The organism is Pseudoduganella sp. OTU4001 (assembly GCF_038440195.1).
GTDB lineage: Bacteria > Pseudomonadota > Gammaproteobacteria > Burkholderiales > Burkholderiaceae_D > Rugamonas.
The window spans coordinates 1-16,146 of the sequence record NZ_JASATG010000039.1 but is presented as its reverse complement, the minus strand read 5'-3'; the positions used below and the strand labels follow the sequence as shown (position 1 = coordinate 16,146).

17 protein-coding genes are annotated in these 16,146 nt (G+C 64.7%); 10 read left to right on the top strand and 7 right to left on the bottom strand.

Annotated elements, in window-relative coordinates; all coding sequences use genetic code 11:
- Window positions 1-60 precede the first annotated feature (60 nt).
- Window positions 61-1,350, bottom strand: a complete 1,290-nt coding sequence (locus AAHE99_RS23705; protein WP_342119981.1) for a D-amino acid dehydrogenase — start codon at window positions 1,348-1,350, stop codon at window positions 61-63.
- 99 nt (window positions 1,351-1,449) lie between these two features.
- Between AAHE99_RS23705 and AAHE99_RS23700 the strand changes: the two genes are divergently transcribed.
- The 6 genes from AAHE99_RS23700 to AAHE99_RS23675 all read left to right on the top strand — a co-directional run bounded on the left by AAHE99_RS23700 (window position 1,450) and on the right by AAHE99_RS23675 (window position 6,075).
- On the top strand, window positions 1,450-1,944 hold the full coding sequence (locus tag AAHE99_RS23700; RefSeq protein ID WP_342119978.1) for an Lrp/AsnC ligand binding domain-containing protein: 495 nt from the start codon (window positions 1,450-1,452) through the stop codon (window positions 1,942-1,944).
- Window positions 1,945-1,982: 38 nt separating this feature from the next.
- A complete protein-coding gene (locus AAHE99_RS23695) occupies window positions 1,983-2,150 on the top strand; it encodes a hypothetical protein (protein WP_342119976.1) in 168 nt (55 codons plus the stop codon).
- Window positions 2,151-2,204: 54 nt separating this feature from the next.
- Window positions 2,205-3,779 carry a hypothetical protein gene (locus AAHE99_RS23690; RefSeq protein WP_342119973.1) on the top strand — a complete coding sequence of 525 codons (1,575 nt, stop codon included), beginning with the start codon at window positions 2,205-2,207 and terminating at the stop codon, window positions 3,777-3,779.
- Between the two features lie 111 nt (window positions 3,780-3,890).
- The gene (locus AAHE99_RS23685; RefSeq protein ID WP_342119971.1) at window positions 3,891-4,334 is read left to right on the top strand and encodes a hypothetical protein; all 444 of its coding nucleotides are present in this window, start codon (window positions 3,891-3,893) and stop codon (window positions 4,332-4,334) included.
- Window positions 4,335-4,372: 38 nt separating this feature from the next.
- A complete protein-coding gene (locus AAHE99_RS23680; RefSeq protein ID WP_342119969.1) occupies window positions 4,373-5,668 on the top strand; it encodes an NAD(P)/FAD-dependent oxidoreductase in 1,296 nt (431 codons plus the stop codon).
- A gap of 92 nt (window positions 5,669-5,760) precedes the next feature.
- The gene (locus AAHE99_RS23675; RefSeq protein WP_446728954.1) at window positions 5,761-6,075 is read left to right on the top strand and encodes a DUF3592 domain-containing protein; all 315 of its coding nucleotides are present in this window, start codon (window positions 5,761-5,763) and stop codon (window positions 6,073-6,075) included.
- On the opposite strand, the gene AAHE99_RS23670 is transcribed toward AAHE99_RS23675, so the two are convergent.
- Window positions 6,053-6,745, bottom strand: a complete 693-nt coding sequence (locus AAHE99_RS23670) for a sensor histidine kinase (RefSeq protein ID WP_342119964.1) — start codon at window positions 6,743-6,745, stop codon at window positions 6,053-6,055. The two genes, AAHE99_RS23675 and AAHE99_RS23670, sit on opposite strands and share 23 nt — an antisense overlap.
- A gap of 115 nt (window positions 6,746-6,860) precedes the next feature.
- Here AAHE99_RS23670 and AAHE99_RS23665 point away from each other — a divergent pair, with 115 nt between their 5' ends.
- Window positions 6,861-7,364 carry a hemerythrin domain-containing protein gene (locus AAHE99_RS23665; protein WP_446728953.1) on the top strand — a complete coding sequence of 168 codons (504 nt, stop codon included), beginning with the start codon at window positions 6,861-6,863 and terminating at the stop codon, window positions 7,362-7,364.
- On the opposite strand, the gene AAHE99_RS23660 is transcribed toward AAHE99_RS23665, so the two are convergent.
- Complete coding sequence (locus AAHE99_RS23660) at window positions 7,321-8,952, bottom strand: response regulator (RefSeq protein WP_342119957.1); 1,632 nt, start codon at window positions 8,950-8,952, stop codon at window positions 7,321-7,323. The genes AAHE99_RS23665 and AAHE99_RS23660 overlap by 44 nt on opposite strands.
- Before the next feature lie 123 nt (window positions 8,953-9,075).
- Here AAHE99_RS23660 and AAHE99_RS23655 point away from each other — a divergent pair, with 123 nt between their 5' ends.
- Window positions 9,076-9,489 (top strand): hypothetical protein, encoded by a 414-nt coding sequence (locus AAHE99_RS23655; RefSeq protein WP_342119954.1) that lies wholly within the window; start codon window positions 9,076-9,078, stop codon window positions 9,487-9,489.
- On the opposite strand, the gene AAHE99_RS23650 is transcribed toward AAHE99_RS23655, so the two are convergent.
- The 3 genes from AAHE99_RS23650 to AAHE99_RS23640 all read right to left on the bottom strand — a co-directional run bounded on the left by AAHE99_RS23650 (window position 9,490) and on the right by AAHE99_RS23640 (window position 14,161).
- Entirely contained in the window at window positions 9,490-10,464 is a 975-nt protein-coding gene (locus AAHE99_RS23650) for a diguanylate cyclase domain-containing protein (RefSeq protein WP_342119952.1), read from the bottom strand. It abuts the gene before it with no gap.
- A gap of 125 nt (window positions 10,465-10,589) precedes the next feature.
- On the bottom strand, window positions 10,590-13,325 hold the full coding sequence (locus AAHE99_RS23645; protein WP_342119949.1) for a PAS domain-containing protein: 2,736 nt from the start codon (window positions 13,323-13,325) through the stop codon (window positions 10,590-10,592).
- A 47-nt stretch (window positions 13,326-13,372) separates the two neighbouring features.
- The gene (locus AAHE99_RS23640) at window positions 13,373-14,161 is read right to left on the bottom strand and encodes a response regulator (protein ID WP_342119947.1); all 789 of its coding nucleotides are present in this window, start codon (window positions 14,159-14,161) and stop codon (window positions 13,373-13,375) included.
- Between the two features lie 191 nt (window positions 14,162-14,352).
- On the opposite strand from AAHE99_RS23640, the gene AAHE99_RS23635 reads away from it, so the two are divergent.
- Entirely contained in the window at window positions 14,353-14,592 is a 240-nt protein-coding gene (locus AAHE99_RS23635; protein ID WP_342119944.1) for a hypothetical protein, read from the top strand.
- On the opposite strand, the gene AAHE99_RS23630 is transcribed toward AAHE99_RS23635, so the two are convergent.
- Complete coding sequence (locus AAHE99_RS23630; protein WP_342119943.1) at window positions 14,589-14,978, bottom strand: hypothetical protein; 390 nt, start codon at window positions 14,976-14,978, stop codon at window positions 14,589-14,591. The two genes, AAHE99_RS23635 and AAHE99_RS23630, sit on opposite strands and share 4 nt — an antisense overlap.
- A gap of 109 nt (window positions 14,979-15,087) precedes the next feature.
- Between AAHE99_RS23630 and AAHE99_RS23625 the strand changes: the two genes are divergently transcribed.
- Window positions 15,088-16,146, top strand: a 1,059-nt coding sequence (locus tag AAHE99_RS23625) for an RNA-guided endonuclease InsQ/TnpB family protein (RefSeq protein ID WP_342119941.1), incomplete at its 3' end; no start/stop codon positions are given.

The window sequence follows — 16,146 nt, the reverse complement described above, 5'->3', positions numbered from 1 at the left end:
TGCCAAATATCCACTTTTGTCCACTTTGGGGTCAGGAACCAAAGTGGACAAAAGTTGCTGTCAGGCGCCGGCCAGTTGCGGCTGGCGGACGGTGCGCTCTTCGCTGTAGCGGGCGACCGACAGGTCGTCGGCGAAGATGGCTGGGCGCTTGGCGGACATGATGTCGGCCAGCAGCTGGGCGGAACCGCAGCTCATGGTCCAGCCGAGCGTGCCGTGGCCGGTGTTGGTGAACAGGTTGCGGATGGCGGTGCGGCCGACCACCGGGGTGCCGTCCGGGGTCATCGGGCGCAGGCCGGTCCAGAACGTGGCGGCGGCGGTGTCGCCGGCGCCTGGGAACAGGTCGTTGACCACCATTTCCAGGGTTTCGCGGCGGCGTGGGTTGAGCTTGGTGTTGTAGCCGGCGATTTCGGCCATGCCGCCGACGCGGATGCGGTCGTCGAAGCGGGTCACGGCAATCTTGTAGGTCTCGTCCAGGATGGTCGAAGTCGGGGCCTTGTCGCCGTCCACGATCGGCACGGTGATCGAGTAGCCTTTCAGCGGGTAGACCGGGATGTCGAACAGTTCCTTCAGGAACGGGGTCGAGTAGGCGCCCAGCGCCACCACGAAGGAGTCGCCTTCCACCAGTTCGGCGCCGCACTGCACGCCCTTGACCTTGCCGCCTTCCATCACCAGCTGGTCCATCTCAACGCCGTAGCGGAACTTCACGCCCAGCGCTTTGGCCATGGCTTCCAGGCGGGTGGTGAACAGCTGGCAGTCGCCGGTTTCGTCGTTCGGCAGGCGCAGGCCGCCCACCAGCTTGTGCTGGGATGCCGCCAGGCCCGGCTCGGCCTTCATCAGCTCGGCGCCGGTCAGTAGCTCGTAGGGCACGCCGGTTTCTTTCAGTACTTTAATATCCTTGGCTGCGCCGTCCAGCTGGGCCTGGGTGCGGAACAGCTGGGTGGTGCCTTGCTGGCGGCCTTCGTATTCGATGCCGGTGGCGGCGCGCAGGACTTTGAAGCAGTCGCGGCTGTACTCGGCCAGGCGCACCATGCGTTCCTTGTTGATCGCGTAGGATTCGGCATTGCAGTTGCGCAGCATCTGCCACATCCATTTCAGCTGGAAGGTGGTACCGTCAGGGGTGATCGACAGCGGCGCGTGGCGCTGCAGCATCCATTTCATGGCCTTCAGCGGAATGCCTGGGGCAGCCCAGGGCGAGGCGTAGCCCGGCGAAATCTGGCCGGCATTGGCGAAGCTGGTTTCCAGGGCAGGACCGGCCTGGCGGTCGAGCACGGTGACATCGTGGCCGGCCTGGGCCAGGTAATAAGCACTGGTGACGCCGATAACGCCGCTGCCAAGGATAACTACGCGCATGAATTGCCTCCGGAATATTTGTTGCGGATTATTTTGCTATGGTAGTTAAGTTTTGCTAGTATTTGTTACTATATCGAGCCGATAAAACAGTAAAAAATCATGCGAATCCAGAAGGAATCAGTCCGGGGACTGGACAAGATTGACCGGAAAATACTGCGCATCCTGCAGGACGATGCGCGGATTGCCATGAAGGACCTGAGCGAGCAGGTCGGGCTGTCGATTACGCCGACCATCGAGCGGGTCAAGCGCATGGAGCGGGACGGGGTGATTGCCGGCTACCACGCGCGGCTCAATCCGCGTGCCCTCGGCGCCAGCCTGCTGGTGTTCGTGGAGATCACGCTGAACCAGAAATCGGCCAGCCACTTCGAACAGTTCCGGCGCGAGGTGCTGCGCATTCCGGAAGTGCAGGAGTGCCACCTGGTGTCGGGCGACTTCGATTACCTGATCAAGGCGCGCATCCATGAGATGGCGGAGTACCGCAAGCTGCTGGGCGATATGCTGTTGAACCTTCCGGGCGCGGCGCAGTCCAAGTCCTATGTCGTCATGGAGGAAATCAAGGAAACCTTGATTTTGCCCACAGAGCCCGCACCCTAGCCGCGGGACAATGACGCTTTCCGACCAAGGAGCGTACCATGTCCTCGAACAAACGCGATCCGGTGGCCCATATGTCCGACTTGCAAGAACTGGAGCAAAGGCTCGATCTTAAGCTGGAGAAGCTCAAGAACGAAATCCTGCGCTGGATGCTGGCCCAGACGCTGACGCTGATCGGGGCCATGGCGGCTTTTAAACTGTTTGGGTGATGATCTCCCATGGTCTAGAATGCCATTAGCATGGACCGGGCGAACGGAGTATTTGTGCAAAGCACTTACGGAGCCGCTAGCGTCAACCTGTCAGCCGCGCCTGCGCCGGCTGTCCCCGAGCACGCAGTCCTGCTGCGCTGCCTCGATGAACACCTTTCCACCGACCAGAGCTTCACTTCCGCGCTGGCCCGCACCGTGGGCGCCATCGCCAGTACCGATGGCAATATGACGCTGGCGCAATTTGCCGCCGTGACCGACCTGGCCGGCGATGGCCGCGCTTCCGCCGTCTTCACCGCCCTGATGCTGAACGCCATCGAATGCGGCGTCACGGTCGACTGGGCGCTGCATGCCCTGGCCCGCTCCAGCCCGACGGTCGCCGAGCACACGCGCCACAGCGCCTTCAACCTGCTGAAACCACTGCTGGCGCTGCAAGGCACCGCCGCCCGTCCGCTGGCGCAAAAGATCGCCAAGGCGCTGCACGTCAAACTGAGCGCGGAACAGTTGTTCGGCCTGCCGCCGGAAGAGGAGCGCCGCCTGCTGAGCAACCTGGGCAGCCAGGCGCGCAAGCTGGTGATGGGCCGCGGCCTGGCCGATGCGGTCGCCGACTTCGGCCGCACCATGGGCCATGCCGAATTGCTGAACCACGCGCGCGGCTACAACGGCGGCCTGATGAGCCAGCAGGAGTTGCAGGAAGTGGTCGAGCGTGCCGTCACCACCATCTGCCAGGGCATCGAAAGCTACCGCGAGCACGAAAACGCCATGCTGGCCTGCGAAGCCAGCGCCGCCAGCCTGCTGGCCACCGCGCAGCAGCTGCGCCACCAGGTGCAGCAGCGCCTGGCCCTGGTCGATGCCCGCATCGCCTATGAACGCAATGTGTTGAGCCAGGATATCGAAGACGCCGTGCACGATGCCGGCAATGCCATCGAGCTGGCGCTGGCAGCCCATCCCGAGGCGAACGAAGCAGCCAGCGGCGCGCAGTTTGGCAATGAAATGGAGTCGCGCCTGGACCGGGTAGTGCAGCGCAAGGAGGAGGTGCTGGACTTGCTGCAGCACGACCTGTCGCTGTTCCAGTCCGACATCCGCCTGACCCAGGCCACCGTGTTCGAGCGCCAGCACCATGCCACCCTGGCACGCCTGATGCCGCGCATGCGCGTCGGCACCCGCCTGGCGCAGACCGTCGACACCGCCGCCAATATCACCCTGATGGGTAGCGCGGTGGCCGCCGCCGGTACCGGCACCGCCGCCTACCTGTTCGGCGTTGCCGTGGTGCTGCCGGTGGTGGCGCCGGCCGCGCCATTCGTCGGCGGCGCGGTCTTGCTGGCCGGCGCTTTTAAATGGTTTGCCGATGCGGGCCGCCGCAAGCGCTCTGAAATCCGCGACCGCCGCCGGGCTTTCGAAGAGGAATTGCGCAAGCGCCTGCAGGAAGTGCAGGCCGGTTTCGGCCGCCAGCTGGACCGTCTCGCCGCCAGCTTCCACGAGTCGGCCACCCAGTTGCTGACGCCGCTGATGCTGGAAGCCGAGGCGGCCGGCCGCGTGCAGGCGGTGCGCAAGCGCATCGCCGACAAGGTCATTTCCCAGGCCCGCCAGGCCATTGCCGAGCTACGCAGCGCCCTGGCCGCCTACGCTTGAAGTGTTGCTTTTTGCTAAGCTATGTGCGCTGGCGCACGTAGGATGGGAACTTGCCTTGATACAATAACCTGCGCTCAACGCACTTTTTCAACTACTTATATAATCACGATCATGAAGACCCAGCTCTTAGCCGCCGCCGTGCTGGCAATCAGCACTTCCGCCTTCGCTTCCGATGTCGGCGTTTCCGTTACCGTCGGCCAGCCAGGCTTCTATGGCCAGATCAATATTGGTAACACTGCGCCGCCGCCAGTGCTGTACCCGCAACCGGTGATCATCCAGCGTCCGGCGCGCGTGATCGCCGAGCCGATGTACCTGCGCGTACCGCCTGGCCATGCCAAGAAATGGGATAAGCACTGCCACAAGTACAATGCCTGCTCGCGCAATGTCTACTTCGTGCGCGACGAGTGGTACACCAATGAGTACGCGCCGCGCTACCGCGAAGAGCACCGCGACCGCCACGACCACGACCGCCGCGATGACCGCGACGACGACCGCGGCCACGGCAAGCACAAAGACAAAGGCCACGGCCACGGCAAGCATAAAGATAAAGACTGACCGGGGCGGCCGGTCGCCGCCGACATTGGGAGAACTGTTTGCGTAGCAAATATGTGATCGTAGGTGGAGGGGCGGGCGGCCTTGAGCTCGCTTGCAAACTGGGCCGGAAACTCGGCCCGCAACAGGTGATGCTGGTCGATAGCCGGCTTTACCATATCTGGAAGCCATCGCTGCACGAGGTCGCGGCGGGCACCCTGGACATCCACCAGGAGGGCCTGTCCTACCAGATGCTGGCGCACGACAATGGCTTCACATATGTCTATGGCGCCATGACGGCGCTGGACGCCGGGGCCCGGCAGCTGACCGTGGCGGCCATTACCACCGAGGGCGGCGAGGCTGTCCTGCCGCAGCGCTCGATCCAGTACGAAGCGCTGGTCATGGCGGTGGGCAGCACGTCCAATTATTTCGGTGTGCCGGGCGCCGCCGAAAACACCATTTCCCTGAATGCGACCGAAGATGCGGAACGTTTCCGTCTGACCCTGCTCAAGCTGCTGACCAAGGCGGCGCTGCAAAAGGGGCAGGGCGGTGCGGCCGGGGTCGACGTGGTGATCATCGGCGGCGGCGCCACCGGCGTCGAGCTGGCCGCCGAACTGCGCGAGGCCAGCGGCGTCTACACCTCCTACGGCTTCGGCCACCTCGATCCGGTGCGCGATGTGCGCATTACGCTGCTGGAGGGCGCGCCGCGCATCCTGGCGCCGCTGCCGGAGCGCGTGTCGGGCGCGGCGCTCAAACTGCTCAACGAGCGCGGCATCAAGGTGGTGACCGATTGCCGTGTCACCGCCATTGCCGAGGACCATGTCAGCGTCGGCGCGCAGCGCTACCCATCGGATATCGTGGTGTGGGCGGCAGGCATCAAGGCGCCGGCCTTCCTCTGCGCGCTCGGGTTGCCGCTCGCCAAGGGCGGCCAGATCGAAGTGACGGGCGAGCTGCAGGTGAAGGGCGTGCCGGGCGTGTATGCGCTGGGCGACTGCGCACTGTGCCTGGGCGCCGATGGCAAGCCGGTACCGCCGCGCGCCCAGGCGGCGCACCAGCAGGCCGATTACCTGCTCGAGACCTTCCTGCGCCAGGCGCGCGGCAAGGCGCCGCAGGGCAAGCCCTACGCATACCGCGACTATGGCTCGCTGGTGTCGTTCGGCCAGTCGACCTCGGTCGGCAGCCTGATGGGTTCGCTGCGCGGCTTTAACTGGTTCGTGGAAGGCTTTTTTGCGCGCATGATGTATGTGAGCCTGCACCTGCTGCACCACCAGGCGGTGCTCGGTTCGGTGCGCACCGGGGTGCTGGCGCTGGCGCGCTTCCTGGTCAAGCGGGCGACGCCGCTGGTGAAGCTGCATTGAAGGCGCGCCGCGCGTGCTGGCTGGCCGCGGCCCTGCTGCTGGGCGGCTGTTATAACCGGGCCCAGGATGTGGCGCAGCTGGCGCGCCAGCATGTGACGGCTGCCGGACGCGTCGTTCTGCTGGAGTGCAACCATGACGGGCGCTGGTGGTATGAGTTCGAAGCCGGCGGCAAGCGCCGCCGCGGCTCGGCCCGCGATGCTGCCGGCTGCGCGCGGCGCAAGCTGGGCGATGCCGTCACCGTGTATTACAACCCTGCCGCGCCGCAAGTCCACCGCGCCGTCGCACCGGCGCAGGCGTATGCGGACGAGCATGGCTTCCATGTGCCGCAGTGGCTGTGGTTCGTGCTCGGCGCGCTCGCGCTGCCCTTGTCGGCGCTGATGGCGCTCAGGCGGGGACGGGCGGTTTAGGCAGCGTCACCGCCAGCACGACGCCGCGGCCGTTGTTGGCCGTCAGCGACAAGCCGCCGCCGAGGAACACGGCACGTTCGCGCAGCATGCGCAAACCATGGCGGCCCGGCCAATCGGCACCGGCGGCGTGCGCGCCAGCGTCGCCCAGCCCGACGCCGTCATCCTTCACCATCAGCACGATGCTGTCTTCCAGATCGTCGACGATCACGTCGATGCTGCTGGCCCGCGCGTGCAGGGCCACATTGCGCAAGCCTTCTTCCGCCGCACGCAGCAGCACCACGCGGTGGCCGCGCGGGCAGGCCGGCTCGTCCTCCGGCAAGCTGCAGCGGGCGCTCAGGTGCTGTTCCGCCCCGAACTGGGCCACCAGTTCGCCCAGCGCCACACGCAGGCCGAGGAACTCCAGCTTGTCGTTCCACAGCTTGTGCTGCATGGCGCGGTTGGTCTCGATGATAGTGTGCAGCAGGTGCTTCATCTGCGCCGCACGGTCGAGCAGGGCCGGCTCCTGCGGCAGTTTGGAGGTCAGCAGGCCGAGGTGCATGGTCAGCGCCGTCAGGGAAGACCCCAGGCTGTCGTGCATCTGGCGCGACAAGGCCCGCCGCTCGTCGTCCCAGCAATTATTGACGTAAGCCAGCAGCTCACGCAGTTCAGCCGCGTCGGTGTTGGCAGGCATATTTTTGGTAGTCCATGTTTATTGCCCTGATCATACATGAGGATAGTCGTGTGGTGGCGCACATACAGCCAGCAGTGCGCCTGCGAAGCTGACGCTTCATTATGAGGAGATGAAAATGAAAGACGCTATCGCACTGCTCAAGCAAGACCATGCCAATGTAAAAGCCTTGTTCCAGGAGTTCGAGGATCTGGGCGACCGCGCTTTCGCCAGCAAGAAGAAGCTGGCGGACAAGATCTGCCTGGAACTGACCAAGCACGCCACCGCCGAAGAGGAAATCTTCTATCCCGCCGTGCGTGCGGCGGATAAGGAAAGCGAAGACCTGGTCGACGAGGCAACGGTCGAGCACTCCAGCGCCAAGGACCTGATCGCCCAGATCGGCGAGATGGATCCGCACGACGAACTGTTCGACGCCAAAGTGAAGGTGTTGGGCGAATACATCAACCACCACGTCAAGGAAGAGGAGGGGGAGATGTTCCCCAAGGCGAAGCAGGCCGGCCTCGACCTGCAGGCCATGGCGCGCGAGATCGAAGCACGCAAGGATGAAATCGACTTCGTGCCGCCGCGCGCGCCCGGACTCAGTCCCGCGCCGTCGCTGGGTCGCGCGCCAGGCACTCGCTGATGGCGCGCAGCAGCTGGTCGACGTCGACCGGCTTCACCAGGTGCATGTCGAAGCCGGCATCCATCACGCGCCGCTGGTCGTCCGCCAGGCCGTAGCCGGTCAGGGCGATCAGTTTGATGTGGTGGGTGTCCGGATTGGCGCGCATGCGGCGCGCCACTTCGTAGCCGTCGATGCCGGGCAGGCCGATATCGACCAGCGCGATATCGGGCTTGGTGGCCGCCGCCGTCGCCAGGCCCTGGAAGCCGTCGGCCGCGTGCTGCACCGGGTAGCCGTAGCAGCTCAGCATCATGGCCATCATCTCGCGGCCATCGTCGTTGTCTTCGACCAGCAGCACGGCCGGCTTGCTTTGTTCGCTTGTTTCCATGGGAGCCGCCTTGGTTTCTGTTACGTGCTCGATGCAGGGCAGGTGCAGGGTGAAGGTACTGCCCTCGCCCGGCCCGGCACTTTCAGCATAAACGTTACCGCCGTGTAGTTCCACCAGGCGCCGCACCAGGGCCAGGCCAATGCCGAGGCCGCCCTGCGCGCGGTCCAGCGTGCTGGTGCCCTGGACAAAGACGTCGAACACCTGCGGCAGCAAGTCCGGCGCGATGCCGACCCCGCTGTCGTGGATGCTGATGGTGACCTCGCCATCGTCCACATCGCTCAGGATCTCGATGCGGCCGCCGTGCGGGGTGTACTTCAAGGCATTGTCCAGCAGGTTGCTGAACACCTGCTCCAGGCGTGTGGCATCGCCGTTGACCCAGCAAGGCACGGTCCTGGCGTGCAGCTGGTAGTCGGCCAGGCGGCCGGTGGCGCGGAAGGTATCGAGCGTGGTGTTGATCAGGGCCGCCAGGTCCAGCGGCGCCCGGTTCAGCAGGATCTTGCCGGACATGGCGCGGCTCAGGTCGAGCAGGTCGTCCACGATGCGGCCCAGGTGCTTGCTCTGGCGCTGGATGATCTGCTTGGCGTGGCCCACGCTGTCGGCCGCCACGCCGGGCAGGCCGATCAGGGAAGCGGCGCTGCTGATGGCCGACAGCGGGTTGCGCAGCTCATGGCCCAGCATGGCCAGGAATTCGTCCTTGGCGTGGCTGGCCCGCTCGGCGGACTTGCGCTCCTCGATTTCGCGCAACAGGCGCTGGTTGCTTGCAATCAAGTCCGTGGTGCGCTGGCTCAGCTGGCGCGCCTGACGCCGCAATTCCTCATTCTTGGTGGCGAGCGAGACAAAGACGCTGATCTTGGCGTACAGCATCTGCGGGATCACCGGCGTAAACAGGAAGTCGACCGCGCCGCGCTGGTAGGCCTTGAGGCGGTCCAGTTCGTCGGCCACGAAGGCGGTGATGAAGATGATCGGGATGTCGGCCGAGCGCGGCCGCTGGTGGATGGCTTCGGCCGTCTCAAAGCCATCCATGCCTGGCATATTGACGTCGAGCAGGATCACCGCAAAGTCATGCGTAAGCACTTCGCGCAGGGCATCCTCGCCGGAACGCGCGGCGACTACTTCGAACTGTTCCTGCGTCGCCCACTGTTCAAGCAAGTTGGTCAGCGCGAAGAGGCTGTTGGCGTCGTCATTGACGACTAGGATCTTGGGCTTGTCCACTATTCTGATCATAGCGTTGCCTTATTACACCGTCAAACGAACACATTCAATCGGACGCCGCCCTGTGTACGCACGCGCACAGTCAGGCGGGGAGGGCGCTGCCATAGTGGAAACTCGTCCAATGGAGGAGTGACCATGAATATCGACACTATCGTTGACAAAGAATACGTGGGCAAGAGCTTCCGCGAACTGGCCGAGGCGCCGGTCAGCGCCCTGCGCGGCCTGAGCGCCAAGGATGCCAAGGCGCTGCAGGCGGCTTTCGGCGTGGCCACCGTGCGCGACCTGGCCCAGCTGAATTTCGTGCGCTGGGCTTGCGCCATCGCCATCCTGGCCGACGAGGAGCAACTGGCGCCAGCCGAGAAAGCCAAGGAGGAATTGCTGGACGATGCGGTCGAAATGACCTTCCCCGCCAGCGATCCGATTTCGGTCGATGCCGGCATTACGCGCATTGAAGTGGCGCCGGAAAAAGTCGACGCCCAGCAGGATCACCAGCATGCCGCCAAGGTGGAGGAATCGACGGAAATCGGGCGCGAGGCCGAAACCACCTGATCAGGCTGCTGTGGCCTGGACCGGCGAGGACGGCTGCGTCGCCGTACAGCTGGAGGCCACGCAGTAGCGGTTCTTGCCTGTGCGCTTCGCTTCATACAGCGCCGCATCGGCCACGTGCATCAGGTTGTCGACCGTGGTGGCGTCGTCCGGATAGAGCGCGATGCCGAGGCTGGTCGACAGCTGCAGGCTCAGGCCGTTCACGGCATAGGGTTGGGCCACCACCTCGATCAGCTTGCTGGCCGGTTCCTGGGCATCGGCCAGGGTGCCGACATCGCCCATCACAATCACGAATTCATCGCCGCCGATGCGCGCCACCGTGTCTTCCTTACGCGAGGAATGCACCAGGCGCTGCGCCACCTGCTTGAGGATTTCGTCGCCATAGGCGTGGCCGTGGGTATCGTTGATGGCCTTGAAGCCGTCCAGGTCGAGGTACATGACGGCGGCGCGGCGCTGCTGGCGCGCGGCGTGCTGCACGGCGGTGGCGATACGGTCTTCCAGCAGGCGCCGGTTGGGCAGGCCGGTCAGCGGGTCGTGCAGGGCCAGCTCCTGCTGCTGCTTGCTGTAGGACGCCAGTTCCTTGTACAGCAGGCGTACCTCCAGCATATTGTGGATGCGTTTATGCACTTCCAGCAGGTCGAAGGGCTTGCTGATGAAGTCGCGCGCGCCGGCTTCCAGCGCGGCAATCTTGAAGCTGGGCTGGGCGGTCAGGGCCAGCACCGGCAGGTAGCCGTCCTGCTCGATTTCCTTCAGGCCCTTCATGACCTGGAAACCGTTCAGTTCCGGCATTTGCAGGTCCAGCAGGATCAGGTCGTAGCAGTGCTGGCGGTGCAGGGGGCAAACCTGCTCCGGTAACATGGTGGCCGTCACGTTGGTGTAACCGGCATCGCGCAGGATTTCCAGCATCAGGTCGATGTTGTCTGCACAATCGTCAACTACCAGGATCTTGGCGTTCAGGATCTCATCTGGGCTTGGCATGGCGTTCTCTGGAACTGGACGTCTAGTGTAGCTTGCGACAGTTTGCCGTGGCGCACGTGTCATTAACGAGTCTAGCAAAAAAGTCGAAAGTTTCTTGTAGGACATTCTCCCGTGTACCGGTAGTCTCACGCGCCCTTGCTGGCAGCGAAGACCCGGCCGATTGTTGCTATCAATTCAGAAGGTTCGATGGGCTTGGGCACATGGTCCAGGAAGCCGCTTTCCAGCGCGCGCAAACGGTCTTCGGGGCGGGCGAAGGCGGTCAGGGCAATGGCCGGCAGGCTGCCGCCGCGCGCCGGGCCCAGGGCGCGGATGCGCGACAATAGTTCAAAACCGTCCACATCGGGCATGCCGATATCGCTCAGCAACAGGTCGAAGCGCCCGGCGCGCGCCAGCGCCAGCGCCTCGGCGGCGGTGCCGGCCGACTGCACCTGGCAGTTACAGTCGCGCAGGATGCGGCTGATCAGGTCGCGGGCATCGGCTTCGTCGTCAACCAGCAACACTTGCAGCCCACCCAGGTCGCGCAAGCCCATGTCCGGCAGCGGCATCTTGTCGCTGCGCGGCGGGCTGTGCATGCGCTGGGCGCGCAGTTCGCCGCTGGCCAGCGGCAGCCGCACGCTGAAGCTGGCGCCCGTGCCTTCGCCTTCGCTGGCGGCCGACACCGTGCCGCCATGCTGCTCGACCAGGTGCTTGACGATGGACAGGCCCAGCCCCAGGCCGCCATGGCGCCGCGTGGTCGAGGCGTCGGCCTGGCGGAAGCGCTCGAAGACATGCGGCAGGAATTCGGGACGGATGCCGATGCCGCTATCGGTCACGGTAATCACGGCATGTCCTTCATAGGCCCAGATCGAGGCGCGCACCGTGCCGCCGCGCGGGGTGAACTTGAGCGCATTGGTCAGCAGGTTCCACACCACCTGCTGCAGGCGGTTGGCGTCGGCCGCGACGTGGCCGGTGGCGGCGAAGTCGCGCTCGAGCCGGATGCCTTTGGCTTCGGCCGCCGGGCGCACCGCCTCGAGCGCGGCGTCGACCACGCTGGCCGGCAGCAGCAGCTTCATGTCCAGCATCACCTTGCCGGACGTGATGCGGCCCATGTCCAGCAAGTCTTCGATCAGCTGGGCCTGGGCGCGCGCATTGCGTTCGATGGTTTCCAGGCCGCGCACCTGTTCCTCCGGGCTGCGGTTGCCGCGCCGCAGGACCTGCGACCAGCCGAGAATCGCGGTCAGCGGCGTGCGCAGTTCATGCGACAGGGTGGCCAGGAATTCGTCCTTCATCTGGCTGCTGCGCTCGGCCTCGGCGCGCGCATAGCGCTCGCGGTCGAGCAGCACCTTGCGCTCTTCCGCGGCGCGCTGGGCCGCTTCCACCATGCGCGCATTGTCGATCGCAATGCCGGCCTGGGCCGCAATGCCGGCGACGATGCGTTCGGTGCGCTCATTGAACATATGCTCTTCCGGGTGGCCGAAGAACAGCGTGCCGACCACTTCGCCGGCGCGCGCCAGCACCGGCACCGCCATCCCGCTGCGCACCTGCGGGTGGGGCAGGCGTTCGAAATCTTCGGGCGGACCGCCAGCGATGGTATGCATGGGCTGGCGCTGGCCGTCGGCGCGCAGGCCGTGGTAGAAGAAGGCGCCGAAGCGGGCGCCGGAGATGCGCGTGGCGGCATCGGTCACTTCCTGCAGCATGGCTTGCAGCGAGTGGTGCTGCACCAGGGCGGCGCCGGTGCTGTTCAATAATTCGAGGATCGTGCTTTCGTCGCGCAACTGCTCCTGCACGCGCTTGACCTGGTCGACATCGGTGGCAGTGCCGAACCAGCGCAGCAGCTGGCCGCGCGCATCGCGCATGGGATTGGCGCGCGTCAGGAACCAGCGGAAGCGGCCGTCGCGGGCGCGGATCGGGTATTCCATTTCGAACGGCTTACCGCTTTGCACCGATTCGTTCCAGTGCGACACGATGGCCGGCAGTACTTCCGGCGGATACACTTCCTGCCAGCGGCCGTCCAGCATGTCCTTGCCGCTCATGCCGGTGTATTCCTGCCAGCGCTCGTTGTACCACACCATGGAGCCGTCGGAATTGGCGATCCAGGCCAGCTGGGGAATGCTGTTGGCCAGCGTGCGCAACTCCTCCTCGCTGTTGCGCAGCGCGTCCTCGGCCTGCTTGCGCGGCGTGATGTCCTGCACCATGCCGATGATGCCGCGCAGCTGGCCGTCTTCGTCAAAGTCGCCGTGGCCGACGATGGCCAGCCAGCAGCGCTCGCCGTTGCGGTGCAGGATGCGGCACTCGGCGTTGAAATCGCGCCGCGCCATGCTGGCGTCGACGAACGCTTTCTCGACGGTGGCGAAATCTTCCGCCACGATGCGTTCGCGCAGCACCGGCCAGGTGATCGGGATCTCGGCCGGCAGCTCGAAGATTTCGGCGGCGCGCCGGCCCAGGCGCACCAGGCCCGAGCGCGCATCCCATTCCCAGTCGCCCAGCTTGCCGGCCGCCAGCGCCACCTGCAGCCGGTTGGTGCTCTCGCGCAGGCCGCGTTCGTGCAGCTTGCGCTGGTGGATGTCGAGCAGCAGCAGGGTCATGCCGAGCGGGGAAGGCCAGGCGCGCACCTCGATCCAGCGCTGGCTGCGCATATAGAACAGCTCGCAGGTGGCGGGCAGGCCGTGCTCCAGCGTGCGGCGCAGCGGCGCCTCCAGCGGGCTGCCGGCCAGGGCCGGCAGGACTTCCCACCAGGAGTGGCCGCGCGGATCGGCCGGGGAGGGCATCAGCATTTCTGCAGCGCGCGGATTGAGGCACTGGACAGTCCAATCGCGCGCGATGACGACGAAACCGTCACCCATACTATCCAGTACGTTATGCGTGCGGGGATCGGGACTCATAACTCATGATTGTAGCGTTGGTCCCTTCCAGCGCGCCGCACCGTTGCCTAGCGCAAACTATTCAGCACGCGCTGCAGCTGCTCGATATCGTAGGGCTTTTGCATGGACACGGCCGGGAAGTCGAGGTGGGCCGTCAGGGACTCGCTATAACCGCTGGCAAACACCACGCGCAGCTGCGGCTGGCGCTGCAAGGCCTGGCGCCCCAGCTCGACCCCGCTCATGCCGGGCAGGCTGACGTCGCTGAACAGCACGTCGTAGCTGGCGCCGGCCAGTACCTCCAGCGCCGCCTCGCCATCGGCCACCGCGCTGACCTCATGGCCGAAGGCGCGCAGCATTTCGCACACCAGGTACTGGGCATCCTGGTTGTCTTCCACCACCAGGATGCGCAGCTGGCCATCGTTGGCGGCTGCCGTGGACAGCGGCGGCGCACTGGCCGGCGCCAGCGTGCACAGGATGCCGGCCACGGCGCCGCTTGCATCGCGCACCGGGGTGTAGTGCAGGTCGAAATTGGTTTCGGCCATGCGGCCATCGCGCCACAGCTTGAGCGGCTGGCGCGGGAATACCAGGCTCTGCCCGTTCCAGGCGCGCTCGATGGCCTGCGGATTCCAGCTCCAGGCCGAGGGCGGCACGGTCGGCGTGGCGCCGCCGGGCGCCGTCGCGTTGGCCGAGCCGGCGCTGCTGGCGTAGGCCTGGTTGAACAGCATGATTTGCTGGCGCCCCCACATCAGCAGCATGGGCAGCGGCGTGTTGAGCATGACATCCAGCACCAGGCGCAGCGCGTGCGGCCAGCCGTCTTGCGGGCCGAGCTCGCTGCGCGACCAGTCCTGGGTTGCCATGCTTTCACCGGCTATTTGCTCCATGTCCATGCCCATGCCTGGTTGCCAATAAGGGCAATCCTACACCAAGGGCGATAAAAGAAAAGCGCCTTATGGTTGGCGCAAAAAGATGCTTGCTTGTCGCGAAATGACAAGCATGGGCCGCTGCCGGACCCGAAAATGTCAGGCAGCTAATCTACAGGAGCTTTCCCATGCACGTGCTGCGCACTCCCGACGAGCGGTTCGCCGATCTGCCGGACTATCCATTCCCGCCCAACTACCTGAGGCTGCGCGAGGGCCTGCGCCTGCACTATGTCGACGCCGGGCCGCGCGCTGCGGCGCCGGCTGGCTTGCGGGTGCCGGCGCCCGACCTGATTGGATTTGGCAAGTCCGACAAGCCGGCCGCGGCCGGCCACTACAGCTATGCCGGCCAGGTGGCCTGGCTGCGCTAGTGGATCGAGGCGCTCGGCCTGCGCGGCATCACCCTGGTGTGCCAGGACTGGGGTTCGCTGATCGGCCTGCGGCTGGCGGCGGAAATGCCGGAGCGGTTCGCGCGCATTGTGGTGGGCAACGGCGGCTTGCCGGATGGCGCCACGACGCGCATTTCGCCGGCTTTCAAGATATGGCGCGCATCTACCCATCCCTGGTGCCAATCAGCGACGACAACCCGGCCTGTGCCGACCAGCGCGCCGCCTGGCGCGAGCTCGAACGTTGGGAAAAGCCGTTTATTTGCTGCTACAGCGATGGCGACCCGATCACGCGCGGCCTGGATCGTGAATTCCTGCGCCGCGTCCCGGGCACGCGAGGCCAGCCCCATGTCACGCTGCGCGGCGGGCATTTCATCAGATTTTGCTCCGTGAAACCCCGTCGTTTACGACGGGGAGAAAAGGAGCCGACTACGAAGCAGTCGTGCGCTCCAGATTATAAATACTGTATAAAATTACAGTATGCTTATCGTGTACCGTTATCGTGTTAAGTCGCTGAACGGGCTGCTTAACCAGTTGGCCCGCAAGGCGAATGTTGTCTGGAATTATTGCAACGATCGGCAGAAGGATGCTTTGCGTTTTGACCGCCCATGGCTGACGGGCTTTGACTTGAACGTGTTGACTACGGGTAGCAGCAAGGAACTTGGGCTGCACTCCGGCACCATCAATGCGGTATGTGAACAGTTCGCCAAATCGCGCAGCCAGCATCGTCGCCCTTACCTGCGCTATCGTGGACGTAAGACATTGGGGTGGGTGCCACTCAAAGGACGCGACCTGCACCGCGAGGGCGATGCGTTTCGCTTTGCGGGCCACACCTTTCGCGTGTTTTCCTCCCGCCCTCTGCCGGAAGGCAAGATCAAAGATGGGACATGCTTTTCCCAAGACAGCAGGGGCAATTGGTTCCTCAACATTGTGATCGAGGTGGCTGAGCCACCAGTGCGCCCGCTCGAACATGGCGTTGGTATCGACCTTGGATTGAAAGAGCTTGCCGTGCTGTCTGATACCAACCGGATTGAGGCCCCGGGTTTTTACCGAAAAGCCGAAGCGGCGCTGGCGGTGGCGCAGCGTGCTCATAAACGACGACGGGTGAAGGCCATCCATGCTTACACGGCGTCTCGCCGTCGGGATTTCCTGCACAAGGAATCGCTGAAAATTGTACGTGCTTTTGACCATATCGCTGTCGGCAACGTCAACGCCGCAGGGCTCGCCCAAACCAGCCTGGCGAAGTCGGTGCATGATGCAGGCTGGTCGTCCTTTCGGAGAATGCTGGCGTACAAGGCCATTAGGCATGGCGCGCGGTATGTGGAAGTGGACGAACGCTTTACGACCCAGACTTGCTCGAACTGCGGCGCACTGCCCGATTCGAGGCCGAGAGGTATCGCAGGTCTTGGAATAAGAGAATGGACTTGCAGCGATTGTGGCGTGGTACATGATCGTGATCTCAATGCTGCGATAAACATTCTCCGTCGCGGACGTGCGACGCTGGAAGCAGGAATCTCCGCCCTTGAGGGCGGAGAGGAC